Source organism: Streptomyces sp. NPDC026672 (assembly GCF_040638185.1).
In the GTDB taxonomy this organism is placed as follows: Bacteria; Actinomycetota; Actinomycetes; order Streptomycetales; family Streptomycetaceae; genus Streptomyces.
Genome location: NZ_JBEZXS010000008.1, coordinates 207,383 through 233,086, shown reverse-complemented (window position 1 = coordinate 233,086; position 25,704 = coordinate 207,383). Strand labels below are relative to the sequence as shown.

Below are 25,704 nucleotides of genomic sequence, written 5' to 3'. Positions count from 1 at the left end.
CACGCACCGCCACCCCACGAAAGGCCCGCCCTCATGGCTTCCACCGACACCGGACCCCGGCCCGAACGGCCCGCCGCCGACCCCGGCCGCGTCCCCGGCCGCGTCCTCGGCCCCGACGAGGCGTTCGACTTCGCCGAGCGGCAGGTGCGCGCCCTCGTCACCGGGTCCCCGGGCGGGATGCCCACCTACACCGAGAACGGCCGGTGGGTCCTGGACGCCGACCCCTGGGCGCCGACCTGGAGCGGCGGCTTCCTCACCGGCGCCATGTGGCTGCTCGCCCGCCGCACCCAGGACCCCTGGTGGCACGAACAGGCCCGCCGCTACAGCGAGTTGCTCGAACCGCGCAAGTCCGACACCGGCACCCACGACATCGGGTTCGTCCTCGAACCCAGCTGGGGCCGCCGCTACGAACTGGACGCCGAGCGCCACGCCCGCGACGTCCTGATCGAGGCCGGCCGCACCATGGCCGGCCGGCTGGAGAAGGCGGGCGGCTACCTCAGCACCTGGGTCGACCCCGGCAGCACCTTCATCGACGTCATGATGAACGTCGGCATCGTCTTCCGCGCCGCCGCCTACAGCGACGACCCCGCCCTGCACGAGGTGGCCCTCACCCACTGCCGCACCAGCCGCCGCCACCTCATGCGCGGCGACGGCAGCACCGTGCACGAGGGCTGGTTCGACACCACCACGGGGGAGTTCCTGCGCGCCGCCACCCACCAGGGCTGGCGCGCCGACTCGACCTGGTCGCGCGGCCAGGCGTGGGCGATCTACGGCTTCACCACCGCCTACCGGTACACCGGCGACCCCGGCATGCTCGACGCCGCCCGCCGCGCCGCCGACTTCTACATCGCCCACACCCCCGGCCACGGAGTGCCGCCCAACGACTGGAACGACCCGTCGCCCGCCCTGCCCTGGGAGTCGTCCGCCGCCGCCGTCGCCGCGGCCGGCATGCTCAGGCTCGGCGTCGCCGCGGGCGCGGAGCACTACCGCGCCTACGCGCTGCGCATCCTCGCCACGCTGCGCTCCACCGAGTTCCTCGCGGCCGACACCCCCGGCTGGCAGGGCGTCGTCCGCCACGCCACCTACCACCAGCGCAACGGGCTCGGTGTCGACGAGAGCGTGATGTGGGGCGACTACTACTTCCTCGAAGCCCTCGACCTCGCCTCCCGCACCCCGGGCACGGCAGGAGGACGGGCATGACCGGGCTGCCGCGGACCACCGTGCCGCGGGGACCGGTCCGCCGTACCGCCCGGGACGTCACCGCGACGATCACGGCGAGCGGTCTGGTCGCCATCCTGCGCGCCCCCACCGCACGGCACTTCCCCGCCGTGGCCGAGGCACTGGTCGAGGGCGGTGTGCGGGCGATCGAGGTGACCCTGACCAGCGAGGGCGCCCTGTCCTGCCTGAGCACCCTGAGCCGCGCCCACGGCGACGACGTCGTGATCGGCGCCGGCACGGTGATGTCCGCCGACCAGGCCGAGGCGTGTCTGGAGGCCGGCGCCTCCTTCCTCGTCTCGCCCGTGGCCGCCCCCGACGTCGCCGCAGCGGCCCGTATCGCCGGAGCGGCCGTGTACCCGGGCGCGCTGACCCCGACGGAGATCGCGGCCGCCGTGCACGCCGGCGCCGCGGCCGTGAAGCTGTTCCCCGCCTCGGCCGTCCCGCCCCGCTACATCCAGGACGTGCACGGCCCGCTGCCCGGCGTGCCGATCATCCCGACCGGTGGCATCACCCTGGCCGCCGTGCCCGCCTGGATCGCCGCCGGAGCCGCCGCGGTCGGCCTCGGCGGACCGCTGATCGGGCCGGCCGCCACCGACGGGCCCACCCCCGCCCTGACCGCCCGGGCCCGGCAGGCCCTCGACCTCGTCACCGCCGCACGGAGCACACCATGACCGCCCACGGCACCGCACCGGCCCCCGTCGGACTGCTCACCTTCGGCGAGACCATGGGCCTCGTCACCGCGAACGGCACCGGACCCCTCGACTACGTACGGGACTTCACCTTCGGCATCGGCGGCGCCGAGAGCAACGTCGCCATCGGCGCCGCCCGGCTGGGCGCCCCGGTCACCTGGGTCGGCAGGATCGGTCCCGACGCCACCGGGGACCTGGTCGAACGCCGGCTGCGCGCCGAGCGGATCGACGTACGGGCCGTCCGCGACGGGGCGTTCACCGGACTGATGGTGCGCCACCGCCGGGCCGGCGGCGCCCTGCACGTCGACTACCACCGCGCCGGATCGGCGGGCTCCCGGCTGGTCCCCGGGGACCTGCCCCCGGCCCTGATCCGGCGGGCGTCCGTGCTGCACGTCACCGGCATCACCCCCGCGCTCGGCGAGTCCGCCCGGCACACCGTGCTCCACGCGGTCGCCACCGCGCGCGCCGCCGGGGTTCCCGTCAGCCTCGACGTCAACCACCGCGCCAAGCTCTGGAGCCCGGACCGGGCCCGTCCCCTGCTGCGGGAGCTGGTCGGCCGGGCGGACATCGTCTTCGCCGGTGCCGAGGAGGCCCGCCTCGTCCTCGGCACCGACACCGAGGACCGCGCGGCACTGGCCGAGGGGCTGGCGCTGCTCGGCCCCCGGGAGGCGGTCGTCAAGGCCGGCGCGGACGGCTGCGTCGCCTTCCTCGACGGCGCCCTGCGCACCGAAGGGGCCCCCGCGGTCCGGGTGCTCGACCCGGTGGGCGCCGGTGACGCCTTCGTCGCCGGATACCTCGCCGAACGCCTGGCCGGCGCCGACGCCGGGCAGCGGCTGCGCACCGCCTGCGCGACGGGGGCGTACGCCGTCACCGTGCCCGGCGACTGCGAACTGCTGCCCACCCGCGCCGACCTCGACGCCCTGCTGCTGCCGACCGCCGACGTCGTGCGCTGACCCCCGCCGCCCGCACCACCCACACCGTCGCGCCCCGGACCCGCACCCCCGATCACCGGCGGGCCCGAAAGCCAAGGAGAGAGCCCGTGAGTTACGACTACATCATCGTCGGGGCCGGTACGTCCGGCTGCGTCCTGGCCAACCGCCTCACCGAGGACCCCGGCGTCAAGGTGCTGCTGCTGGAGGCCGGCGGCCGGGACCTCAACCCGATGATCCACGTCCCGGGCGGCGTCGGCATGCTCTTCGGCCCCCGGGTCAACTGGCGCTTCCACACCGTGCCCCAGCCCCAGCTGGACGACCGCCGCATCTGGTACCCGCAGGGCAGGACCCTCGGCGGCTCCAGCGCCATCAACGCCATGATCTACATTCGCGGCCAGCGCGAGGACTACGACCACTGGGCCGCGCTCGGCAACGAGGGCTGGTCGTACGACGACGTCCTGCCGTACTTCAGGAAGTCCGAGGACAACAGCCGCCTGGTCGACGAGTACCACGGCCAGGGCGGCCCGCAGGCGGTGTCCGACCAGACCAACCCGCACATCCTCAGCACCTCCTTCGTGCGCGCCGCCCAGTCCTGGGGCCTGCCCGCGAACCCCGACTTCAACGGCGCCTCCATGTCCGGCGCGGGCATGTACCAGGTCACCTACCGCGGCGGCAGGCGCCGTTCGCAGTCGACCTCCTTCCTGCACCCGGTCCTGCGCCGCAGGAACCTCACCCTCAGGACGGGCGCCCGGGTGCTGCGGGTGGTCGTGGAGAAGGGGCGGGCCGTGGGCGTGGAGGTCGGCCACGGCCGCTCCACCCGCGTCCTCCGCGCCGACCGCGAGGTGGTCCTCTCCAGCGGTGCGATCAACACCCCGCGGCTGCTGATGCTGTCCGGGATCGGCGCCGCCGACGAACTCGGACCGCTCGGCATCCGGCCCGTGCACGATCTGCCGGGCGTGGGCAAGAACCTGATGGACCACCTCAACACCAACGTCCACTCCCTGCTGAAGGAGCCCATCGGCTACGACGGGCTCGACCGCTTCCCCAGGCTCCTGGCCCCGGGTCTGGAGTGGATCTTCCTGCGCACCGGTCCTGCCGCGTCCGTCATCGTCGAGGGCGGCGGCTTCTTCACGAGTCCCGGTGCGGACCGCCCCGACATGCAGATCCACATCGCGCCCGCGACGGTGGTCCGCGGCGGGCAGACCCGGCTGGAAGGGCACGGCTTCACCGTCAACTCGACGTTCCTGCGCCCCGAGAGCGTCGGCTCGGTCGGGCTCGCCTCGGCCGATCCGACGGCGGAGCCGCTGATCGACCCGCGGTACCTGAGCGCGCCCCGCGACCGGGAGATGGCGGTGCGGCAGGTGCGCACCATCCGCGAGGTGCTCGCGCGGCCGGAGATCGCCCACTTCATCAAGGAGGAGCGCCTGCCGGGCTCGCAGCTGCGGACGGACGAGGAGATCATGTCGTACGTCCGCCAGTACGCCTCCTGCGACTACCACCCCGTCGGCACGTGCCGCATGGGCACCGGTGAGGACGCGGTCGTCGATCCCCGGCTGAGGCTGCGCGGACTCGACGGCCTGCGCGTGGTGGACGCGTCCGTGATGCCGAAGCTGGTCAGCGGCAACACCATGGCGCCCACCATGATGATCGCCGAGAAGGGCGCGGACCTCATCAAGAGCTGAGACCGAGGGGCGGCCCCACCCCGCCCGGCCGGGGCGAGGCCGACGTCGGTGAGGTCGTCCGGGGGCGCGGTGGTCAGCGGGGGGTGCCGAAGTCCTGGGTCCAGTAGTCGCCCGGTTCCGCCAGGCCGACGCCGATCTCCTTGAAGGAGCAGTTGAGGATGTTCTCCCGGTGGCCGGGGCTGGACATCCAGCCCGCCATGACCGCCTCCGGCGTGGCGTAGCCGTACGCGACGTTCTCGCCGTACGCGCTCCAGGTGTAGCCGGCGGCCGTGATGCGGCCGCCCGGGTCGGAGCCGTCGGAGCCGGTGTGCGACATGTTCCGGTGGGCGGCCATGTCGGCGCTGTGCGCCTGCGCCGCCTTGGTGAGGGTCGCGTCGAGCGTCAGCGCGGAGCAACCGGCCTTGGCGCGCTCGGCGTTGACCAGCTGCACGATGCGCGCGGCGGTCCCGGACGCCGGCGCGGCGGGCTTCGGGCTGCTCGGCGCCGCGGTGGTCGCGGGCGCGGACGGCGTGGCCTTCGGCGTGCTCGGCGCGGCGGGACGGGACGTGGGGAGCCGGGTCGCGGCGGGGGAGTGGGAGGGGGTCCGCGTCGACGGCGCAGCCGGCGTCGACGGCGCGGTGGTGTGCCGCCGCGGCGCGTGGTGCCACGTCCGCCCGGGGGCGGGCCGGTGCCCGCGGGGGTGGTGCTTCGGCGCGGCGGTGGTCCCGGAGGCGGACGGCGCCGGGGTCGCGGACGCGCCGCCCTGGGCCTCCCACTGGCGGTACCAGTCCGCGTCGCTCCACCAGTTCTGCGTGGCGGCCGGCCGTGCCCCCGCCGTCGGCTCTCCGCCGTCGCCCGGCCAGTCGGCGCAGGCCACCGCCACCGACGGGACGCCCACGGCGCCGAGGACGACGGCGGCTATGACCACGCGCCGGTAACGCTTCTGCCTGTTGCTGTGCTTGCCCATGCGTGCCCTCACCCGGTGATCGCCGAGCGCTTCTCGTCCGGTCGGCTGTACGCAGAGTCCCGCCCCTGAACTGCGGCGACGTGCCTGCGGCGCCATTCTTGGGGTGGCTTCACACCGAGCGCAAAGGGTCCTCACGGGCCGTCGGTACTACCCCGCTTCGTAGGAGCGCGGGGTCCGTCCCGCACCGGGGAGGAGGGCCCGCCGCCCCTCGTGCGAGGGCGCCGCGGTCCTGGCGTCCCGTCAGAACCCCTGCGGGCGCCGTGAACGCGCGATCGCGGCGGGCGGGCGGCGGACCGCCGGGCGCGGTGCGCGACCCGCCGACACCAAGCCGGACAAATCCCATATGTCATCCGAGTCGCGTCTACTAAGCGACCCGCCCAGTTCCCGCGACCGCTGTGACACATGTCACGGAACCATGGCTTCCGGTTTCCGGTCAGGCCCTCGACGCGTCGGGCAGGAGCCGTTCCAGCTCGGCCAGCCGCATCCGCAGCGCCTTCTCCTCGGCGCGGCGCTCGGACACCTCGCGCATGACCGCGCAGATCCCCGCGATCTCCCCGTCGTCGTCCCGGACCAGCGCGACCGTGAACTCCAGGGAGAGGCGGTGGCCGTCCCGGTGGGTGGCGGGCACCTTGAGCAGGCTGTCGCCGTACTTGGTGCGCCCCGTGGCCATCGTCTGCTCGTACCCCTTGTTGTGCCGGGGCCGCTGCTTCTCCGGGACGATCAGATCGAGGCTGCGCCCCACGGCCTCCTCGGCGGAGTAGCCGAACATGCGCTCCGCCGCGGCGTTCCAGGTCAGGATGATCCCCTCCGGATCGGCCGTCACGACCGCCTCCGGCGTCTCGCGCAGGATGGCCCGCGCCATCCAGCCCTCGGGCTCGCCGATCGCTGCGGGGCCCGGGTCCGTCCGCCCCGTCGTGGCCCCGCCGTCCGCTGTGTCCGTCACTGCTTCGCTGCCGTCGCCCACGGCGTTCTCCCTTTCTTCCGGGGCGCCACCCGGTGGCCCGGAGGCCGGAAATCCCGCGGCGGGCGCACCCTCTGCGGATCCGCGTCGCCGACAGTATGGCGCCCGCCCTTTGAATAAGGAATACTGCATACAATTCCGCACGTCGGGTGGTCGGGCGTGCGGCAGGACGGGAAACGGCCGTCGAACGCAGCGGACCCGTGTCCCGATCCGGAACCAACCGGGAGGAGCCGCTGATGTTGTTCCGGCAACTCGAGTACTTCGTTGCGGTGGCCAGGGAGAAGCACTTCGCACGGGCCGCGGACGCGTGTTACGTCTCGCAGCCGGCGCTCTCCATCGCCATCGCCAAACTGGAGCGGGAGCTCAACGTCACCCTGATCAACCGCGGGCACACCTTCGAGGGCCTCACCCCCGAGGGAGAGCGCCTGGTCGTCTGGGCCAAGCGGATCCTGGCCGAGCACGACGCGTTCAAGGCCGAGGTGGCCGTCATGCAGTCCGGTGTCACCGGCACGCTGCGGCTCGGCACCGGCCCCACCGTGTCGACGACCACGGGGCTGCCCGTGGCCGCGTTCTGCGCCATGCACCCGCTCGCCCGCGTCAAGGTCTGCTCGCGGCTGTCCTCGGCCGAACTCGTGCGGCAACTGCGCGACTTCGAACTCGACGCCGCCATCGCCCACTTCGGCCCCGACGACCGGGAGGGCCTGGAACTGCTGCCGCTCTACGAGGAGAAGTACGTGCTCCTGGTGTCCGGCGAGCACCTGGTGCCGGCGAGGCCCACCATCACCTGGGCCGAGGCCGCCCAGCTCCCGCTCGCGCTGCTGACACCGGACATGCGCTTCCGCCAGTTCATCGACGACGCCTTCGAGAGCAGCGGCGCCGTGGCGACCCCGCAGGTCGAGACCGACTCCGTCGCCTCCCTGTGCGCGCACGTCGCCACGGGCGCCTGGGCGAGCGTCGTCCCGCACACCTGGCTGAACGCGATGCCGATGACCGGTGGGACCCGTGCCGTACGGCTGGTGGAGCCCGACGCCAAGGCGCAGATCTCGGTGGCCATCCAGGCCGCCACCCCCGGCTCGGTCGCCGCCCGTGCCTTCCTCAACGTGGTCGCCGGACTCTCGCTGGACGAGGCGTTCCTGTCCGCGCGTCCCGACCTCGACGCCGTACCCGCCCCGGCCGGGGAGCCGTACGGCAGGCAGCCCGTGACCGTCAGCGGGGCGGGCTGATGCCCGCGGCCGGGGCCCGGGCCCCGGGGAGGCGGTCCTGACGACGGACACGGCCGCCGACGGGAGCCCGCGAGGGCCCGGGGCGCACCGCGCTCCGATCGATAAACGCCGTAAATCAGCTGGTTGGCAAAAGATCTTGGACGCATCGGCCCCCACGCGCCGATGGTGAACACGGAAGACGAACTCGGCGACCCTCTAGGGAGGATCCGGACCATGACGGACACTGTCACACAGGACACGGGGGTGGAGGGCGCCGAGGAACCGGCCGCCCTGACCGACGGGATCCATCTGGTCGTCGACGCGCTGAAGCTCAACGGGGTCGAGACCATCTACGGCGTCGTGGGCATCCCGATCACCGACCTGGCCCGCCTCGCCCAGGCGTCCGGCATCCGTTACATCGGGTTCCGGCACGAGAGCGACGCCGGCCACGCGGCGGCGGCGGCCGGCTTCCTCACCCAGAAGCCCGGCATCTGCCTGACGGTCTCCGCGCCCGGCTTCCTCAACGGACTCGTGGCGCTCGCCAACGCCACCACCAACTGCTTCCCGATGGTGCAGATCTCCGGCTCCAGCGAGCGCCACCTCGTCGACCTCCAGCGGGGCGACTACGAGGAGATGGACCAGCTCGCCGCCGCCAAACCCTTCGTGAAGGCGGCCTACCGGGTGCAGCGGGCCGAGGACATCGGCCGCGGTATCGCCCGCGCCCTGCGCACCGCGATCTCCGGCCGCCCCGGCGGCGTCTACCTCGACATCCCGGCCGCCGTGCTCGGCGAGATCATGGACGCCGACAAGGGCGCCGCCTCGCTGTGGGAGCTGGTCGACCCCGCGCCGCGCCAGCTCCCCCAGCCGGAGGCCGTCGACCGCGCGATCGAGCTGCTCGCGAGCGCCGAACGGCCGCTGGTGGTGCTCGGCAAGGGCGCCGCCTACGCGCGCGCGGACGAATCGATCCGCGAGTTCGTCGAGACCACCGGCATCCCGTACGTGCCCATGTCGATGGCGAAGGGCCTGCTGCCCGACGACCACCCGCAGTCGGCCGCCACCGCACGCTCGCTCGCGCTGCGCAAGGCGGACGTCGTCATGCTGGTCGGCGCCCGGCTCAACTGGCTGCTCGGCCACGGCGACGCGCCCCAGTGGAGCCCGGACGCCAAGTTCGTCCAGGTCGACATCGCGGCCAACGAGATGGACAGCAACCAGCCCATCGCCGCCCCGCTCGTCGGCGACGTCGGCTCCGTGATGGAGGCGCTCGTCGAGCGCAGCAAGCCCGGCCGGATCGCGGCCCCGGCGCAGTGGCGCGAGGAACTCGCCTCCCGCTCCGCGCAGAACGTCACCAAGATGGCCGGCCGGCTGAAGGCCGCCGAGACCGCGCACCCGATGAAGTTCCTGGGCGCGCTCCAGGCCATCCGCGACGTCCTCAAGGACAACCCGCGCGCCTACGTCGTCAACGAGGGCGCCAACGCCCTGGACCTGGCCCGCAACACGATCGGCATGTCCGTACCGCGCCACCGCCTGGACAGCGGCACCTGGGGCGTCATGGGCATCGGCATGGGCTACGCCATCGCCGCCGCCGTGGAGACCGGCGAACCGGTCGTCGCCATCGAGGGCGACAGCGCCTTCGGGTTCAGCGGCATGGAGATCGAGGCCGTCTGCCGCTACGGCCTGCCGATCGTCACCGTCGTCCTCAACAACAGCGGCGTCTACCGGGGCGACGACCCGTCGTCCAACTCCGACCCCGCGCCCACCGCCCTGAAGGCCCGGCACGACCTGATGATCGAGGCGTTCGGCGGCAAGGGCTACCAGGCCACGACGCCCGAAGAGGTCGCCACGGCCCTCCGTGAGGCCCTGGCGGCGGGCCGGCCCGCCCTCATCGACTGCGTGATCGACCCCTCGGACGGCACCGAGAGCGGCAACATCGCGCACCTCAACCCCAAGGGCATCACGGCCAAGCACTGACCACGTCCCGCCCCACCGCATCGAGATGCTTCACGAGAAGGAACAGACATGACTGAACTGCCGCTCTCCGGGATCAAGGTCATCGACTTCACCGGCGTACAGGCCGGACCGGCCTGTACGCAGCTGCTCGCCTGGCTCGGAGCCGACGTCCTCAAGGTCGAGCGCACCTCCGGCGGCGACGTGACGCGCAACCAGCTGCGCGACATACCCGACCTCGACGCCCTGTACTTCACCATGCTCAACAGCAACAAGCGCTCCCTGGCCATCAACACCAAGTCCGCCGAGGGCCGGGAGGTCATGGAGAAGCTGATCCGCGAGGCCGACGTCCTCGTGGAGAACTTCGCGCCCGGCGCCATGGACCGCATGGGCCTGGGCTGGGAGACCCTCCAGGAGTGGAACCCGCGGCTGATCTTCGGCTCGGTCAAGGGCTTCAACGAGGACTCGCCCTGGAACGACCTCAAGGTCTACGAGAACGTCGCCCAGTGCGCGGGCGGCGCCGCCTCCACGACCGGCTTCTGGGACGGCCCGCCCACCGTCAGCGGCGCCGCCCTCGGCGACAGCAACACCGGCATGCACCTGGCGATCGGGCTGCTGGCGGCGCTGATCGACCGGGACAGGACCGGCAAGGGCCAGAAGGTGGCGGTGTCCATGCAGGACGCCGTGCTCAACCTGTCCCGCGTCAAGCTCCGCGACCAGCAGCGCCTGGACAAGGTCGGCTACCTGGAGGAGTACCCGCAGTACCCGAACGGCGAGTTCGGCGAGGCCGTGCCCCGGGGCGGCAACGCCGGCGGCGGCGGCCAGCCGGGCTGGGTGCTCAAGTGCAAGGGCTGGGAGACCGACCCGAACGCGTACATCTACTTCACGGTCCAGGAGCAGAACTGGAAGCGGACCGCGGAGGCCATCGGCCACCCCGAGTGGGCCGAGGACCCGGAGTACAGCACCGCCAAGGCCCGCCAGAACCACATCTTCGAGATCTTCGGCGAGATCGAGAAGTGGCTGGCCGACAAGACGAAGTACGAGGCGGTCGACATCCTGCGCAAGTGGGAGGTGCCGTGCGCCCCGGTGCTCAGCATGAAGGAGATCGCCAACGACGAGGCGCTGCGCAAGAGCGGGACCGTCGTCGAGGTCGAGCAGAAGGGCCGCGGCACCTACCTGACCGTCGGCAGCCCGATCAAGTTCTCCCGCTTCAAGCCGGACATCCAGGGCGCCCCGCTGCTCGGTGAGCACACCGACGAGGTCCTGAAGGGCCTCGGCTACGACGCGGACGCGATCTCCCAGCTCCGCGACAAGCAGGTCATCATCTGACCGAACCCTGCGGGAGCCGCACACAGGAAGCCGGCTCGGGCCCCACGGCTCGGGCCGGCTTCCGCCGTGTCCGCACCGCACCCGAGAGACGCCGTCCGAAGGGTTCCGGTGAGGCCAGGAGCGCGGGATACTGGATACAGTATTCGATTGGTGGACGGCATCATGGACGACGACCGGCGTCAGGCCAGACACGCGCTCCTCCTCCTGCCCGCGCGACGCGCCTCCGTGGGCAGCGCACGACACTTCGCCGAGGCGCTGCTGCGCCAGTGGCGCCTGCCCGAGGACGACCGGGACACGGCCGCCCTCGTCGTCGGCGAGCTGGCGGCCAACGCGGCCGAGCACGGCCGCCCCCACATGGCGCTGCGCCTCACCCTGGGCCCGGACTTCCTGCACATCGGCGTCCGCGACCACGGCATCGACCCGGGCCCCCGCCCGCCCCGCCCCGACGGCGACCCCGACGAGCACGGCCGCGGCCTCGGCATCGTGGGCGCCCTCGCGGCCCGGATGGACGTACGGCGGGACAGCGCGGGCTGGAGCGTCCTCGTGGACCTGCGGCTCGGCGCCCAGGACGGCCCCTGGCCGCCCGCGGTGGAGGCTCCGGGCCCCGTGGGCCCCGCGACGCGGAAACGGCCGGACACGGGTGTGTCCGGCCGTTCGCTCGGCTGGGGGCCGGGCCCCGCCGTCACAGCGCCTTGAGCTCCTCGGTGATCTCGGCCACCGACGCCTTGGCGTCGCCGAAGAGCATCGCCGTCCGCGGCGTGTAGTACAGCTCGTTGTCGATGCCGGCGAAGCCGGGGCTCATCGACCGCTTGAGCACGATCACCGACCTCGCGTGGTCGACGTCGAGGATCGGCATGCCGTAGATCGGCGACGAGGAGTCGGTGCGGGCGGCCGGGTTGGTCACGTCGTTGGCGCCGATCACCAGGGCCACGTCCGTGCGCCCGAACTCGCCGTTGATGTCGTCCATCTCCTTCATCTGCTCGTAGGGCACGTCCGCCTCGGCCAGCAGCACGTTCATGTGGCCCGGCATCCGGCCCGCGACGGGGTGGATGGCGTGCTTGACCTCCACGCCCCGCGCCTCCAGCAGCCCGGCCATCTCCCGCACGACGTGCTGGGCCTGCGCGACCGCCATGCCGTAGCCGGGGACGATGATGACCTGCCCGGCGTACGCCATCTGGATCGCGGCGTCGGCCGCGCTGGTCGTGCGCACCGTCTGGTCGACGGCGCCGCCGCCCGCCGCCCCGGACCCGCCCGTGCCGCCGAAGCCGCCGGCGACGATCGCCGGGATCGAGCGGTTCATGGCCTTGGCCATCAGGTTGGTCAGGATGCTGCCGGAGGCGCCGACGATCATGCCGGCCACGATCAGCGCGGTGTTGTCCAGCGCCAGCCCGGTGGCCGCCGCGGACAGCCCGGTGAACGCGTTCAGCAGGGAGACCACGACCGGCATGTCCGCGCCGCCGATCGGCAGCACGACCATCACGCCCAGCACCGCCGCCGCCAGCAGCAGGCCCACGATCAGCGCCTCGGAGGAGGCCCCGAGGCCGATGGCGACGGCGCAGCCCAGCGCCGCGAGCAGCAGCGCGAGGTTGAGGGCCTGCTGGCCCCGGCCGAGGGTCACGGGCCGCCCCGGCAGCACCTCCTGGAGCTTGCCGAAGGCGATGAGCGAGCCCCAGAACGACACCGATCCCACGATCGCCGCGAACAGCGAGGTGACCGCGACGTACGCCGGCTCCGACGCGTAGGCGTGGCTGTCGCGGAACTCCACCCAGGAGATCAGCGCCACCGCGCCGCCGCCGACGCCGTTGAACAGGGCCACCATCTGCGGCATGGCGGTCATCCTGACCTTCTGCGCGGCCGGCACCCCGACCACCGTGCCGAGCACCAGGCCCAGCGCGATCAGCCACCAGTTGCCCGTCCCGGGGGTGAGCAGGGTGGCGACGACGGCGACGACCATGCCGGCCGCCGCGGTGAGGTTGCCGCGCAGGGCCGTGCGGGGGCCGGTCAGGCCCGACAGGCCGTGGATGAACAGCGCGAACGCGACGATGTAGAGGACGGTGACGACGTCACTCACGGCCGGCACCCCCTTCGGTCCCGGTCTTCGCCGGGTTCTTCTTGAACATGCCGAGCATGCGGTCGGTCACCAGGAAGCCGCCGACGACGTTGATCGTGCCGAAGGCGATGGCGACGACCAGCAGCAGCTTGTCGAGGAAGCCGGACGCGGACTGCCCGACCAGGATCAGCCCGCCGAGCAGCACGATGCCGTGGATGGCGTTGGTGCCGGACATCAGCGGGGTGTGGAGCGTGTTGGGCACCTTGGAGATGACCGCGAAGCCGACGAAGCCCGCGAGCACCAGGATCGCCAGGTTGGCCAGGAACATCAGCCCACCTCCGTCAGTTCCGCGCCCTCGCCGGTGATCCGGCAGGCCGCGACGATCTCGTCGGTGGGGTCCGGCGCGAACGCGCCGTCCTTCGTCATGAGGTCGAGCAGGGCGAACACATTGCGCGCGTACAGCTCGCTGGCGTGCTCGGGCATGGTCGCCGGGAGGTTGGCCGGCGCCGAGACGGTGACGTCGTGCCGGACGACGGTCTCGCCGGGCACCGTCAGCTCGCAGTTGCCCCCGGTCTCCCCGGCGAGGTCCACCACGACACCGCCCGGCCGCATGCGCCGTACCGCGTCGGCCGTGACCAGCCGGGGCGCCGGGCGGCCCGGCACCAGCGCGGTGGTGATCACCACGTCGAAACCGGCGATCGCGTCGGCCAGCCGCCGCTGCTGCTCGGCCTGTTCGTCCTCCGTGAGCGCTCGCGCGTAGCCGCCCTCACCGGCGGCCTCGATGCCCAGGTCGAGCCACCGGGCGCCGAGGGAGCGCACCTGCTCGGCGACCTCGGGGCGCACGTCGAAGCCCGTCGTACGGGCGCCCAGGCGCTTCGCGGTGGCCAGGGCCTGGAGGCCGGCCACGCCCACGCCGAGCACCAGCACGGTCGCCGGCTTCACCGTGCCCGCCGCGGTGGTGAGCATCGGGAAGAAGCGGGTGGAGTGCTCCGCGGCCGCCAGCACCGCCTTGTAGCCGGCCACGTTCGCCTGGGAGGAGAGCGCGTCCATGGACTGGGCGCGGGAGATCCGCGGCACGGCCTCCATCGCGAAGCCGGTGACCCGGGCCCGCTCCAGCTGCCCGGTGATCTCCGGCCGGGTCAGCGGTGCCAGGAAGCCGATCAGGGCGGAGCCCGCGGCGAGCCGGCCGATCTCGGCGGACGTCGGGGGGTTGACCTTCACCACCACGTCGGCCGACCAGGGGTCGCCGAGGGTGGCTCCGGACTCTTCGTACTGCTCGTCGGGGATCAGGGCGCCGGACCCGGCACCCGATTCCACCACCACGGACAGGCCCGCTGCGCGCAGGCGTTCGACGACTTTGGGGACGAGCGCGACACGGCGTTCGCCGCTCGCCGTCTCCCGCGGCACTCCGATCACGGTCATGTGTTTCTTCCTGGCTGAGGGTGGTGCGTCCCGTTCTCCGCAGTGCCGGGGGCCGGGGGAGAGCGCACACGGAACGTCTGGATCGGACGAGGATAGTGGGGATCGAATACTGTATGCAATGCCTGCAGATGTATTGCATACTGTATGGAGTAGGGGCCTACCCTGGGGCATGGCCCTCACTCGCACGCCCACAGCCGCGCAGGCCCTCGACATCCTCCTGTCGGGCAACCAGCGCTTCGTCGACGGAATGCCGCAGCACCCCAACCAGGGCGCCGCGCACCGCGCCTCCCTGGCGCCCGCCCAGCACCCCTTCGCCGTGCTCTTCGGCTGCTCCGACTCACGCCTGGCCGCCGAGATCGTCTTCGACCGCGGCCTCGGCGACCTCTTCGTGGTGCGCACCGCGGGCCACGTCCTCGGCGCCGAGGTGCTCGGCAGCATCGAGTACGGCGTGGGCCAGCTCGGCTGCCCCCTCGTCGTGGTCCTTGGCCACGACTCCTGCGGCGCCATCCGCGCCGCGCGCAGCACCCTGGAGGACGGTCTGACACCGGGCGGCTACGTACGGGACGTCGTCGAGCGCGTGACGTCCAGCGTGCTCGCCGCGCGCGCCGCCGGGCTCAGCGAGGAGCCCGACATCGTGGACGAGCACGTACGGCACACCGTGGACCTCCTCCTGGACCGCTCGCCCGCCCTCGCGGGCAGCGGCACGGCCGTCGTCGGCCTCTCCTACCACCTCGACGACGGACAGGTGCGCCTGGTCACCACCCGCGGCCTGGACGACGCCGAGGCCGCCTGACCCCCCACCCGCACACGACCGGGCCCCGGCTCCCCCCGCGACGAGGGGAGCCGGGGCCCGGTACCGCGTGGGCCGGTCAGCGCGCCGGTTCCTCCCGGGCGGCGCGCAGCAGCCGGGCGCCCTCGACCACCACCGGGTCCAGACCGTCCGCCCCGGTGTCCACCAGCTCGAACAGCCGGGCCCGCATCCGCGGGTCCCAGAACCGGTCGATGTGGTTCGCCAGCGACTCGGCGGCCCGCCCGGCCGGCACGTGCCGGAAGTTCGCGGCGATCTGGTTCGCCATCCGCTGCTCGGACGGCACTCCCGCGGCCATCTCAGTCCACCGCCGCGAGCCGGTCCGCACCGGCGGACTCGGCGTCGTGCCGCGCGAGCGGATGCGCGAGGCCCACCTGGACGGCGGTCACCTTGTACTCCGGGCAGTTGGTCGCCCAGTCGGAGTTCTCGGTGGTCACCACGTTGGCGCCGGTCACCGGGTGGTGGAACGTGGTGTAGACGACGCCCGGCGGCATCCGGTCGGACACCTTTGCCCGCAGTGTCGTACTGCCCACCCGGCTCGCCAGCGTCACCATGGCGCCGTCGGTGATGCCGCGGTTCTCGGCGTCCAGCGGGTGCAGTTCGAGCACGTCCTCGGGGTGCCAGGCCACGTTCTCCGTACGCCGTGTCTGGGCGCCCACGTTGTACTGGCTGAGGATGCGGCCCGTGGTCAGCACCAGCGGGAAGCGCGAGGTGGTGCGCTCGTCCGTCGGCACGTAGGCGGTGACCATGAACTGGCCCCTGCCGCGCGTGAACGCGTCCACGTGCATCGTCGGGGTGCCCTCGGGCGCCTCGTCGTTGCACGGCCACTGCACGCTGCCGAGCTTGTCCAGGACCTCGAAGGAGATGCCCTTGAACGTCGGCGTGACCCGGGCGATCTCGTCCATGATCTGGCTCGGGTGGTCGTACGCCATCGGGTAACCCATGGCGGTGGCGATCTCGCAGACGATCTGCCACTCGTGCTTGCCCGTCTTCGGCTTCATCACCGCGCGCACCCGGTTGACCCGCCGCTCGGCGTTGGTGAACGTGCCGTCCTTCTCCAGGAACGACGCGCCCGGCAGGAAGACGTGCGCGAACTTCGCCGTCTCGTTCAGGAACAGGTCCTGCACCACGACCAGGTCCATCGCGGCGAGCGCCGCGCTGACGTGCTGGAGGTTCGGGTCCGACTGCGCGATGTCCTCGCCGTGCACGAACAGACCGCGGAACGACCCGTCGATCGCGGCGTCGAACATGTTGGGGATGCGCAGCCCCGGCTCCGGCAGCAGCTCCCGGCCCCACAGCTCCTCGAACACGGTGCGCACCGCGTCGTCGGAGACGTGCCGGTAGCCCGTGAACTCGTGCGGGAAGGAACCCATGTCGCAGGAGCCCTGCACGTTGTTCTGGCCGCGCAGCGGGTTGACCCCGACGCCCTCGCGGCCGATGTTGCCGCACGCCATGGCGAGGTTGGCCATCCCCATGACCATCGTGGAGCCCTGGCTGTGCTCGGTGACGCCGAGGCCGTAGTAGATGGCCGCGTTGGGCGCCGCCGCGTACAGCCGTGCCGCCGCCCGCAGTTCCTCGGCCGGCACCCCGGTGATCGGCTCGGTCGCCTCCGGGCTGTTCTCCGGCCGGGCCACGAACTCCGCCCACCCGTCGAAGCCCTCGCACCGGGCCGTCACGAAGTCCCGGTCCACCAGGCCCTCGGTGACGACGACGTGCGCCATCGAGTTGATGACGGCCACGTTGGTGGACGGCTTGAGCTGGAGGTGGTGCGCGGCCTCCACGTGCGGGGAGCGCACCAGGTCGATGCGGCGCGGGTCGACCACGATCAACTGGGCGCCCTCGCGCAGCCGGCGCTTCATCTGGGAGCCGAACACCGGGTGCCCGTCGGTGGGGTTGGCGCCGATCACCACGATGACGTCGGCCTCGGCCACCGAGCGGAAGTCCTGGGTGCCCGCCGACTCGCCGAAGGTCTGCTTCAGCCCGTAGCCGGTGGGGGAGTGGCAGACGCGGGCGCAGGTGTCGACGTTGTTGTTGCCGAAGGCCGCGCGCACCATCTTCTGGACGACGTACACCTCTTCGTTGGTGCACCGGGAGGAGCTGATGGCGCCGATCGAACTGGGGCCGTACGTCTCCTGGATGGCGCGCATCCGGGTCGCGACCGTCCGGATCGCCTCGTCCCACTCGACCTCGCGCCACGGGTCGGTGATCCGGTCCCGGACCATCGGCTTGAGCTTGCGGTCGGGGTGGGTCGCGTAGCCGAACGCGAAGCGGCCCTTGACGCAGGAGTGGCCCTCGTTGGCGCCGCCGTCCTTGTACGGCACCATCCGCACCAGCTCGTCGCCGCGCAGCTCGGCCTTGAAGGAGCAGCCGACACCGCAGTACGCGCAGGTGGTGATCACCGAGCGGGACGGCATGCCCAGCTGGACGACCGACTTCTCCTGGAGCGTCGCCGTCGGGCACGCCTGCACGCACGCCCCGCAGGACACGCACTCGGAGTCCATGAACGACTCGCCGGCCCCGGCGGAGACCTTGGAGTCGAAGCCGCGGCCCTCGATGGTCAGCGCGAACGTGCCCTGCACCTCGCCGCAGGCCCGCACGCACCGCGAACACACGATGCACTTGGACGGGTTGAAGTCGAAGTACGGGTTGCTCAGGTCGGGCTTCGCGTCGAGGTGGTTCTCGCCCTCGTAGCCGTAGCGCACCTGGCGCAGCCCCACCGTGCCCGCCATGTCCTGGAGTTCGCAGTCCCCGTTCGCCGAACAGGTCAGGCAGTCCAGCGGATGGTCGGAGATGTACAGCTCCATGACGCCCTGGCGCAGCTTCTCCACCTTGGGCGTCTGGGTGCGGACGACCATGCCGTCGGCGCACGGGGTGGTGCAGGACGCCGGGGTGCCGCGGCGGCCGTCGATCTCCACCACGCACAGTCGGCAGGAGCCGAACGGCTCCACGCTGTCCGTGGCGCACAGCTTCGGGACGTCGATGCCGGCGAGTGCCGCCGCCCGCATCACCGAGGTGCCCTCCGGCACCGTGACGGGCAGTCCGTCCACCTCGACCGAGACGGTGGCCGCACCCGGGCGCTCCGGGGTTCCGTAGTCGGGTTCCTTGAGCAGGGTCATGCCGTGCCCTCCTCCCTCGCGAGGAAGTCGTCGGAGAAGTGTGTGACGGCGCTGCGCACGGGCATCGGCGTCAACCCGCCCATGGCGCACAGCGATCCGTCGGTCATCAGCTCGCAGAGGTCCTCCAGGAGCGCGAGGTTCTCGTCGCGCCGCTCGCCGGCCACGATGCGGTCGATCACCTCGACGCCGCGCACCGAACCGACGCGGCACGGCGTGCACTTGCCGCAGGACTCGGCGGCGCAGAACTCCATCGCGAACCGTGCCTGCGCGGCCATGTCGACGGAGTCGTCGAAGACCACGACCCCGCCGTGTCCCAGCATGGCACCGGCGGCCGCGAACGCCTCGTACTCCATGGGCAGGTCGAACATCGACGTCGGCAGGTAGGCGCCCAGCGGGCCGCCCACCTGGACCGTGCGCACCGGGCGCCCGGACAGGGTGCCGCCGCCGTAGTCCTCGACCAGTTCGCGCAGGGTGATGCCGAACGCGGTCTCCACGATGCCGCCGCGCGCCACGTTGCCGCCCAGCTGGAAGACCTGGGTGCCGCGCGAGCGCTCCACGCCGAGTTCCTGGTACGCCTTCGCCCCCTCGGCGAGGATCACCGGGACCGTGGCGAGGGTGAGGACGTTGTTGACGACGGTCGGCTTGCCGAACAGGCCCTCGATCGCGGGGATCGGCGGCTTGGCGCGGACCGTGCCCCGCTTGCCCTCCAGGCTCTCCAGCATGGAGGTCTCCTCGCCGCAGATGTACGCGCCGGCGCCGACCCTGACGTACAGGTCGAAGGAGAGGTCCGAGCCGAGGACGTTCTCGCCGAGCCAGCCGCGTTCCCGGGCGATCGAGATGGCCGCGCGCATCGTGGCCACCGCGTCCGGGTACTCCGAGCGGATGTAGACGTATCCCTCGCTCGCGCCGACCGCGTGGGCGGCGATCGTCATGCCCTCGATGAGCATGAACGGGTCGCCCTCCATGACCATGCGGTCCGCGAAGGTGCCGCTGTCGCCCTCGTCGGCGTTGCAGCAGACGAACTTCAGCTCGCCCGCGCACTCCAGCACGGTCTTCCACTTGATGCCGGCCGGGAACCCGGCCCCGCCCCGGCCGCGCAGCCCCGACTCGGTCACCGCGGCGACCACGTCGGCGGGCGGCAGTTCGAGCGCCTTGCGCAGCCCGGCCAGGCCGCCGTGGCGCTCGTAGTCCTCGGGGGAGAGCGGGTCGGTGACGCCGACGCGGGCGAAGGTGACCCGGTTCTGGCGGGCCAGCCACGGCAGTTCGTCGACGATCCCGAGGCGCAGTGTGTGCTCGCCGCCGTCCCACAGGCCGGCGGCGGCGAGCGCCGGCACGTCCTCGGGGGTCACCGGGCCGTAGCCGACGCGCCCCTCGGGCGTGACCACCTCGACCAGCGGCTCGGCCGAGAGCATGCCGCGCGAACCGTTGCGCACCACCTCGACCGCGCGGCCCTCGTCGGCCGCCGCCTTGCGGATCGCCTCGGCGACCGCGTCCGCGCCGACGGACCGCGCCGCCGAGTCGCGGGGCACGTACACCCGTACCGGGGTGTCGGCCTCCCGGGTCATGACGTCACCGCCTCGTCGAGGATGGAGCGCAGCCGGTCCGGGCTCACCCGTCCGAGCACCTGGCCGTCGACCTCGACGGACGGGCCGAGGGCGCAGTTGCCGAGGCAGAAGACCTGCTCGACGGTGACCGAGCCGTCGGCCCGGGTCTCGCCGAGGGCCGTGCCCGTGCGCTCCTGGGCGCATGCCACCAGGGCGTTCGCGCCGAGTGCCTGGCAGGCCTCGGCCCGGCAGATGCGGACCGTGGTGCGGCCCGCGGGCGCCTCGCGGAAGTCGTGGTAGAAGGAGACCACGCCGTGCACGTCGGCCCGGGACAGGTTCAGTTCCCGGGCGAGGAGCGGGACGGCCTCCTTCGGTACGTGGCCCAGTTCGGCCTGGATGGCGTGCAGGATCTCCAGCAGTGGACCACGCCGGCCGCGATGGGCCGCCACGATCGCACTGACGGCGGCCTCCGTGGTCACGTCACTGACGCTCGTCGTCGTCATGATTCCTCCCCCTCGCCGCCTGCTCGTGCGGTGCATAACGCCCCTGAGTGCGAACCGAGTCGGGTTCCGTGTGCCTGTCTGTACGCGCTCTGTGCATGTGGCTGTATACGGGTTTCTCGTTCGTGGAATACTGTATGCAGTTCCCGATCGATACGTCCACCGTCCGGAAGACGCCAACTGCCTCGCGGGACGTCCTGGCCGCCGCGCCGCGCGCCGGTCAGATGAGGGCGGTGGAGGCTGCCGGTTCGGGCCGCGGCGCGGGCACCGCGTCCAGCCACGCGCGCACCGTGCTGAGCACCCCGTCGAGCCCGCCGTCGTCCTCGACGAGCAGCGCGCCCGCCGGGATCAGCACCGGGTCCGCGCAGACCGTGGACGTCCCGCTGCCCCGGGGGCCGGCGCCGCTCGGGCGGGCCGGCACGTACAGGCCGGGCGCGTCCGCGGGCACCAGCCAGAGCGCCCGGCCCGCGCCGCCCGCCGGGTCCGAGGACCAGATGTAGCTGTCGGCCTCGCCGGCCGCGACGACGTCGTGCTTGCGCGCGTGCAGCGCGACCACGTCGCCGGTGCGGTGCGCCGTCGCCCGCGGGGGCGGCGCGGCGGCGTCGGGGCCGGTCTCCTCGCCGGCCGCGTCGGCCAGGGCGAGGGTGCTGAGGTGGTGGCCGACGGCGACCTTGCGGCGCACCCACGGGCTGCCGTGCGCCTCGATGAAGGCGACGGCCGCGTAGTGCGAGCGCAGCACGGCCCCGGTGGCCGGGCAGGCGCGCGACACCTGGGCGACGACGTCGGCGGCCTCGGTCAGTCCCAGGCCGCCGCCGCCGACGTCGGCGGAGACGGTGAGCCCCAGCAGCCCCACCTCTCCGAGGGCGGCCACCGACGCGCGCGGGAACCTCCCCCGGGTGCCGGAGTGCGGGGCGGAAGGGGTGATGGTGCCGATCAGGACGGAGGAGAGGGCGGAGCGGTACGACATCGGGCGGCTCCTTGAGTCTCGGAGGATTGCATACTGTATACCGCGATCGCTCGCACATCCATGCCCCCGGAGGCAAAACCCTTGCGGGAGGGGGCCGGGGCGCCCGTTCGCCGTCCGTACGCGTGAACGCCATACCGCGTCTTTGATCGTTCTTGGGGAAAACCACACCCGTTCACGGGGATCCCTCCCGCCACACGGCGACTAAGGTCCCTGCTCGCTGCATGCAGTTCGGTTCCACCACAGGTCAGGACCGGGTGCCCGTTCGTCGGGCACCGGGACCCGGCCTCCCCGCTTTGCCCACGGAGTACCGGCCAGGGGGCGCTGGCGAGTCTCTCGAGCAAGGGGAACGAAACGACATGACCAATGCATCACCCATACGCACGGCCCACCGTGAGGTCACGGATGCCAACGGCCGTGTGTACCGGATCGGCGAGAGTCCGCGGGACATCCTCGGCGGGCCACGCCTGCTGATGGTGGTGTTGCCGTGGGTGGCGATGATGGCGATCAGCGTCGCCGAGTACGCCTACGGTTCGGCCGAGGAGACCCTCTCCTCGGTGCACGGCTGGTCCAGCACCAACACCTTCTGGCTGCTCGGTGTGTGGACCGTCTTCCAGGCGGCCGTGGCCTTCCCGGTCGGCCGGCTGCGGGAACGGGGACTGCTGACGGCCCGCCAGGCCATGCTGATCGGAGCCGCCCTGGCCGGCGCCGGCTTCTTCGCGCTCAGCCACGCGCCGGACATCACCCTGGCCGTCCTGGGCTTCGGCGTCCTCGGCGGCTCCGGCGCGGGCATGGTCTACGCGACCTGCATCAACATCGTCGGCAAGTGGTACCCCGAGCGCCGGGGCGGCAAGACGGGCTTCGTCAACAGCGGGTTCGCCTACGGGTCCGTACCGATGATCTTCGTCTTCACCTACGCGTTCGACGCGCACAACTTCCGTACGGTCCTCGACCTGGTCGGCACCTACGTGCTGGTGTTCGTCGCCGTCGTCGGCTGGTTCTTCAAGGACCCGCCGAAGAACTGGTGGCCCGCGGACATCGACCCGCTCGCCACCAAGCGGGACACCAAGCGCGACGCGGCGCTCACCAAGAACCCGCCGGCGGTACGGCAGTACGGGCCCATGGAGGCGGTCCGCACCGGCATGCTGCCGCTGATGTGGTTCTGCCTGACGCTGACCTCGGGCGTGTCCATCTTCGGCATCTCCTTCCAGGTGCCCTTCGCCAAGGAGGCCGGGTTCGGTCCGCTGGTGGTCGCCTCCTCCATGGGCGTCATGGCCGTCGTCAACGGCACCGGACGCGGTGTCATGGGCTGGGTCTCCGACGTCCTCGGCCGCAAGCAGGCCCTCGTCCTCGTCGTGGCCGTCGAGGGGCTCTCCCAGTTCGGCGTGCTGTGGGCAGGTGACCTGCACAACGAGGCCCTGTTCATGATCTTCGCGTTCGTCTCGGGCTTCGGCGGCGGCTCGTTCTACCCGCTGTTCGCCTCGCTGGTCCCCGACTACTTCGGGGAGAACAACAACGCCCAGAACTACGGCCTCGTCTACAGCTCCAAGCTGGTCGGCGGCCTCGCCGGCAGCGGCCTCGGCGCCACCGTCGTCGCGGCCTGGGGCTACTCCGGGGCGTACGCCCTCGCGGGCTGCTTCGGACTCGTCTCGGCGGCGCTCGCCATGCTGCTGCGCCAGCCCGGCCGCACCGAGGCCCGCGAAGTCCGGCCGGCCGAGCTCCAGGTCACCGGTGTCACCAAGGTCACCGGTGAAAAGGTCTGACCCCCGGGTGAGTTGAGCACCCGCCCGCCCCGGGCCCCCGCCGCACGGTCGCGGCGCGTGGCCCGGGGCGGGCGGCCCTGCGTGCGGGGGAAGGCCCTGTGCGGTGAGGGCGGCCGGGGCCGGCCCGCCGGGGTCAACGCCCCGAGCCGGACCGTCCGTTGCTCGCGGCGCGTTCGCGGTAGCTGGTCCGGGTGTGCTCGGTGTGGGCCCGCATCAGCCGCTGCGCGCGCTGTTCGTCGTGCGACGCGATCGCGTCGATCATCGCCCGGTGTTCGTCCCAGGAGAGCGAGCCACGGGTGCGGGCGACCGGCGTGTAGAACCAGCGCACCCGGCGGTCCACCTGGGCGGACAGCTCCGCGAGCACCGAGTTGGCGGCCAGCTCCATCACATACGCGTGGAAGGTGGCGTTGGCCGCCACCACGGCGTCGATGTCGTCCGACTCCAGCGCCCGTTCGCCCGCCTCGCACAGCTCGCGCAGCCGCGCCGTCGTGCGCTCGGTCGCGTTGGCCGCCGCGAGCCGCGCCGCCTCCGCCTCCAGCAGGCCGCGTACGACGAGGAGCTGGTCGGCCTCCGCCTCCGTGGGATCGTGCACGAACGCGCCCTGGGCGGGCCGCAGGTCCACCCAGCCCTCGGTGTTGAGCCGTTGCAGCGCCTCGCGCACCGGCTGGCGCGAGACCCCCAGATGACCGGCGAGTTCGGTCTCCACCAGATGCTGGCCCGGCTTGAGCGACCTGGTGACGATCAGGTCCAGCAGGGCCTCGTAGACGCGTTCACGCAGCGGGCCGGGGCGCTCCAGCCTGGACACGGAGCCGGTCGGCAGCGCAGACGCCATGGCTTCACTCCTCGGTTGTTGACTCACCGGCGACAGACATTGGTTTTCGTCTACAGTCTACCGCCCATGTGTTCGCGAACCGGCTGAACGTCCGCCGACGGCCGGATGAGCCCCCGATGTCACCTCCCGTGATCGACCTGTCCTGCACGCCCCTTGTCAGCGTGAAGCGGAATACTGTAGACAGAATGCTGTCGACATTTGATGACGCCCGGCGGTCACGGACACGGCAGCGATGCGGTCCCGACCTCCGCGGCACCCCATGACCGTGTCCACGGACGACGACGCCCGACCCGACGCGCGGCGGCCACCGCGCGCCGGCGGCGTCGTCGCACGTGGCACGGATGCGGGACCGGCCGGCGGGTGCGCCCCCTGGGCCGGCCGGTCCCCTCGTCCGACACCGGACGCCCGGCGCGGTCGTCCCGCCGCCGGGCCGCCCGGAGAACGGTCAGCCGGAGAACACGCTGACCAGCAGCGCCACGTTGAGCGCCACCACGACCACGCTGATGCCCCACGCGGTGTACGTCGTCGCCCGCCGGTTGACCCAGCGGCCCATCACCGCCCGGTCCCGGGTGACCAGGACCAGCGGGACGAGGGCGAAGGGGATGCCGAAGGACAGGATGATCTGGCTGACGACCAGGCTCTCCGTGGGTCCCGCGCCGGCGGCCAGGACCACGATCGCCGGGATCATGGTGAGCAGCCGGCGCAGCAGAACCGGAATGCGCCGGCCCAGGAAGCCGCCCATGACGACCTCGCCCGCGTACATGCCGACACTGGTTCCGGCCAGACCGGAGACCAGCAGGGCGAGGGCGAAGGCCAGCGCCGCGAGCGGGCCCACGAGCTTCCCGTAGGCGTCGTGCGCGGCGGCCAGCGAGTCGGCGGCGCCCGGCGTGCCCGGGTGGAACAGGGTGGCCGCGGACACCAGCAGCGCCACGTTCACGGCGCCCGCGAGCCCCATCGCGATCAGCACGTCGACGCGCACGTGACGCAGCAGCCGGTGGCGCAGCGGCCGGTCGGGGTCCCCGGGCGGGCCGTCGGCGCCGGGGGAGAGGTCCAGGCTGAAACGGTCGCTGGTGAGGGCCGAGTGCAGATAGATGACGTGCGGCATGACGGTCGCGCCGACGATGCCGCCCGCGAGGACCAGGCTGTCGGCGCCGGACAGCCGGGGCAGCAGACCGTCGGCCGCCCCGCCGAGCGGCGCCCCGGCGCCCAGGACCTGCCCCATGAACAGGGCCAGCAGACAGGTCAGCCCCGCCGCCATCAGCACCTCGAAGCGGCGCCGGCCCCGCCCGCGCATGGGCATGAGCAGCAGCGAGACGGCGCCGACGAGCACCCCGCCGAGCCACAGCGGTATCCCGGCCAGCAGGTGGAGCGCGATGGCACCGCCGACCACCTCGGCGAGGTCGGTCATCACCACGACCGCCTCCGCCTGCGCCCACAGCCCCCACACCACCGGCCGCCGGTACCGCTCCCGGCACACCCGCGGCAGGCTCATCCCGGTGGCCACACCCAGCTTCGCGGAGAGGTACTGCAACAGCATCGCCACCACGTTCGCGGCGAGCAGCACCCACAGCAACAACGGCCCGAAGGCGGCCCCCGCCTGCACATTGGTGGCGAAGTTCCCCGGATCGACATAGGCGACGGCGGCCACGAACGCGGGCCCGAGTAGCGTGTACGACAACCCGGCCCGCAACCGGGGCCGCCGCTCCCCGGGAGTCCGCCCGCAAGCCTTCGACGAACGAGGGGGATCAAGCTCCGGCGACTGGGCGGAAGTGGGTTCGATCGCCACGGGGTTCTCCTTGCTC

General features: G+C 72.5%; 22 protein-coding genes. 10 read left to right on the top strand and 12 right to left on the bottom strand.

Translation table 11 applies throughout. From position 1 onward, the window contains the following. Positions 1-33: 33 nt before the first annotated feature. The 4 genes from AB0F77_RS12345 to AB0F77_RS12330 all read left to right on the top strand — a co-directional run bounded on the left by AB0F77_RS12345 (position 34) and on the right by AB0F77_RS12330 (position 4,521). Positions 34-1,200 carry a glycoside hydrolase family 88 protein gene (locus AB0F77_RS12345; RefSeq protein ID WP_361945698.1) on the top strand — a complete coding sequence of 389 codons (1,167 nt, stop codon included), beginning with the start codon at positions 34-36 and terminating at the stop codon, positions 1,198-1,200. After that, positions 1,197-1,889 carry a bifunctional 4-hydroxy-2-oxoglutarate aldolase/2-dehydro-3-deoxy-phosphogluconate aldolase gene (locus AB0F77_RS12340; RefSeq protein ID WP_361945695.1) on the top strand — a complete coding sequence of 231 codons (693 nt, stop codon included), beginning with the start codon at positions 1,197-1,199 and terminating at the stop codon, positions 1,887-1,889. Before AB0F77_RS12345 ends, AB0F77_RS12340 begins: the two co-directional genes overlap by 4 nt. After that, on the top strand, positions 1,886-2,860 hold the full coding sequence (locus AB0F77_RS12335; protein WP_361945692.1) for a sugar kinase: 975 nt from the start codon (positions 1,886-1,888) through the stop codon (positions 2,858-2,860). Before AB0F77_RS12340 ends, AB0F77_RS12335 begins: the two co-directional genes overlap by 4 nt. 86 nt (positions 2,861-2,946) lie before the next feature. Beyond that, positions 2,947-4,521 (top strand): GMC family oxidoreductase N-terminal domain-containing protein, encoded by a 1,575-nt coding sequence (locus AB0F77_RS12330; RefSeq protein WP_361945689.1) that lies wholly within the window; start codon positions 2,947-2,949, stop codon positions 4,519-4,521. Between the two features lie 73 nt (positions 4,522-4,594). Here AB0F77_RS12330 and AB0F77_RS12325 read toward each other — a convergent pair whose 3' ends face one another. Next, on the bottom strand, positions 4,595-5,467 hold the full coding sequence (locus AB0F77_RS12325) for a CAP domain-containing protein (protein WP_361945686.1): 873 nt from the start codon (positions 5,465-5,467) through the stop codon (positions 4,595-4,597). Positions 5,468-5,900: 433 nt separating this feature from the next. Beyond that, entirely contained in the window at positions 5,901-6,431 is a 531-nt protein-coding gene (locus tag AB0F77_RS12320; protein ID WP_361945683.1) for a PAS domain S-box protein, read from the bottom strand. Between the two features lie 233 nt (positions 6,432-6,664). Between AB0F77_RS12320 and AB0F77_RS12315 the strand changes: the two genes are divergently transcribed. The 4 genes from AB0F77_RS12315 (at position 6,665) to AB0F77_RS12300 (ending at position 11,599) form a co-directional block, all read left to right on the top strand. Continuing rightward, complete coding sequence (locus AB0F77_RS12315) at positions 6,665-7,651, top strand: LysR family transcriptional regulator (protein WP_361945680.1); 987 nt, start codon at positions 6,665-6,667, stop codon at positions 7,649-7,651. A gap of 213 nt (positions 7,652-7,864) precedes the next feature. Further along, on the top strand, positions 7,865-9,598 hold the full coding sequence (gene oxc / locus AB0F77_RS12310) for an oxalyl-CoA decarboxylase (RefSeq protein WP_361945677.1): 1,734 nt from the start codon (positions 7,865-7,867) through the stop codon (positions 9,596-9,598). Positions 9,599-9,646: 48 nt separating this feature from the next. Beyond that, the gene (gene frc / locus AB0F77_RS12305) at positions 9,647-10,903 is read left to right on the top strand and encodes a formyl-CoA transferase (protein ID WP_361945674.1); all 1,257 of its coding nucleotides are present in this window, start codon (positions 9,647-9,649) and stop codon (positions 10,901-10,903) included. Between the two features lie 150 nt (positions 10,904-11,053). Further along, positions 11,054-11,599 (top strand): ATP-binding protein, encoded by a 546-nt coding sequence (locus AB0F77_RS12300; RefSeq protein WP_361945856.1) that lies wholly within the window; start codon positions 11,054-11,056, stop codon positions 11,597-11,599. On the opposite strand, the gene AB0F77_RS12295 is transcribed toward AB0F77_RS12300, so the two are convergent. Genes AB0F77_RS12295 through AB0F77_RS12285 form a run of 3 tightly spaced genes read right to left on the bottom strand, consistent with a single transcriptional unit; the run spans position 11,586 to position 14,375 of the window. Then, positions 11,586-12,974, bottom strand: a complete 1,389-nt coding sequence (locus AB0F77_RS12295; RefSeq protein WP_361945671.1) for an NAD(P)(+) transhydrogenase (Re/Si-specific) subunit beta — start codon at positions 12,972-12,974, stop codon at positions 11,586-11,588. The genes AB0F77_RS12300 and AB0F77_RS12295 overlap by 14 nt on opposite strands. Next, the gene (locus AB0F77_RS12290; RefSeq protein WP_361945668.1) at positions 12,967-13,281 is read right to left on the bottom strand and encodes an NAD(P) transhydrogenase subunit alpha; all 315 of its coding nucleotides are present in this window, start codon (positions 13,279-13,281) and stop codon (positions 12,967-12,969) included. The genes AB0F77_RS12295 and AB0F77_RS12290 overlap by 8 nt, the downstream gene beginning before the upstream one ends. Then, positions 13,281-14,375, bottom strand: coding sequence for a Re/Si-specific NAD(P)(+) transhydrogenase subunit alpha (locus tag AB0F77_RS12285; RefSeq protein WP_361945665.1), 1,095 nt, complete (start codon positions 14,373-14,375; stop codon positions 13,281-13,283). The genes AB0F77_RS12290 and AB0F77_RS12285 overlap by 1 nt, the downstream gene beginning before the upstream one ends. Positions 14,376-14,544: 169 nt before the next feature. Between AB0F77_RS12285 and AB0F77_RS12280 the strand changes: the two genes are divergently transcribed. Beyond that, positions 14,545-15,168 carry a carbonic anhydrase gene (locus tag AB0F77_RS12280; protein ID WP_361945662.1) on the top strand — a complete coding sequence of 208 codons (624 nt, stop codon included), beginning with the start codon at positions 14,545-14,547 and terminating at the stop codon, positions 15,166-15,168. Between the two features lie 76 nt (positions 15,169-15,244). Here AB0F77_RS12280 and AB0F77_RS12275 read toward each other — a convergent pair whose 3' ends face one another. The 5 genes from AB0F77_RS12275 to AB0F77_RS12255 all read right to left on the bottom strand — a co-directional run bounded on the left by AB0F77_RS12275 (position 15,245) and on the right by AB0F77_RS12255 (position 21,310). Then, entirely contained in the window at positions 15,245-15,481 is a 237-nt protein-coding gene (locus AB0F77_RS12275) for a formate dehydrogenase subunit delta (protein WP_361945659.1), read from the bottom strand. A gap of 1 nt (position 15,482) precedes the next feature. Next, complete coding sequence (fdhF, locus tag AB0F77_RS12270) at positions 15,483-18,299, bottom strand: formate dehydrogenase subunit alpha (protein ID WP_361945656.1); 2,817 nt, start codon at positions 18,297-18,299, stop codon at positions 15,483-15,485. After that, on the bottom strand, positions 18,296-19,864 hold the full coding sequence (locus AB0F77_RS12265) for an NADH-quinone oxidoreductase subunit NuoF (RefSeq protein ID WP_361945653.1): 1,569 nt from the start codon (positions 19,862-19,864) through the stop codon (positions 18,296-18,298). The genes fdhF and AB0F77_RS12265 overlap by 4 nt, the downstream gene beginning before the upstream one ends. Then, a complete protein-coding gene (locus tag AB0F77_RS12260; RefSeq protein ID WP_361945650.1) occupies positions 19,861-20,346 on the bottom strand; it encodes a formate dehydrogenase subunit gamma in 486 nt (161 codons plus the stop codon). Before AB0F77_RS12260 ends, AB0F77_RS12265 begins: the two co-directional genes overlap by 4 nt. Before the next feature lie 217 nt (positions 20,347-20,563). Continuing rightward, positions 20,564-21,310, bottom strand: a complete 747-nt coding sequence (locus tag AB0F77_RS12255; protein ID WP_361945647.1) for an acyl-CoA dehydrogenase family protein — start codon at positions 21,308-21,310, stop codon at positions 20,564-20,566. 356 nt (positions 21,311-21,666) lie between these two features. Between AB0F77_RS12255 and AB0F77_RS12250 the strand changes: the two genes are divergently transcribed. Then, positions 21,667-23,070 carry an OFA family MFS transporter gene (locus AB0F77_RS12250; protein WP_361945644.1) on the top strand — a complete coding sequence of 468 codons (1,404 nt, stop codon included), beginning with the start codon at positions 21,667-21,669 and terminating at the stop codon, positions 23,068-23,070. Positions 23,071-23,203: 133 nt separating this feature from the next. Here AB0F77_RS12250 and AB0F77_RS12245 read toward each other — a convergent pair whose 3' ends face one another. Both AB0F77_RS12245 and AB0F77_RS12240 read right to left on the bottom strand, forming a co-directional pair. Beyond that, complete coding sequence (locus tag AB0F77_RS12245; RefSeq protein WP_361945641.1) at positions 23,204-23,902, bottom strand: GntR family transcriptional regulator; 699 nt, start codon at positions 23,900-23,902, stop codon at positions 23,204-23,206. A 445-nt stretch (positions 23,903-24,347) separates the two neighbouring features. Continuing rightward, positions 24,348-25,688, bottom strand: a complete 1,341-nt coding sequence (locus tag AB0F77_RS12240) for an Nramp family divalent metal transporter (RefSeq protein WP_361945638.1) — start codon at positions 25,686-25,688, stop codon at positions 24,348-24,350. Positions 25,689-25,704: the final 16 nt, after the last annotated feature.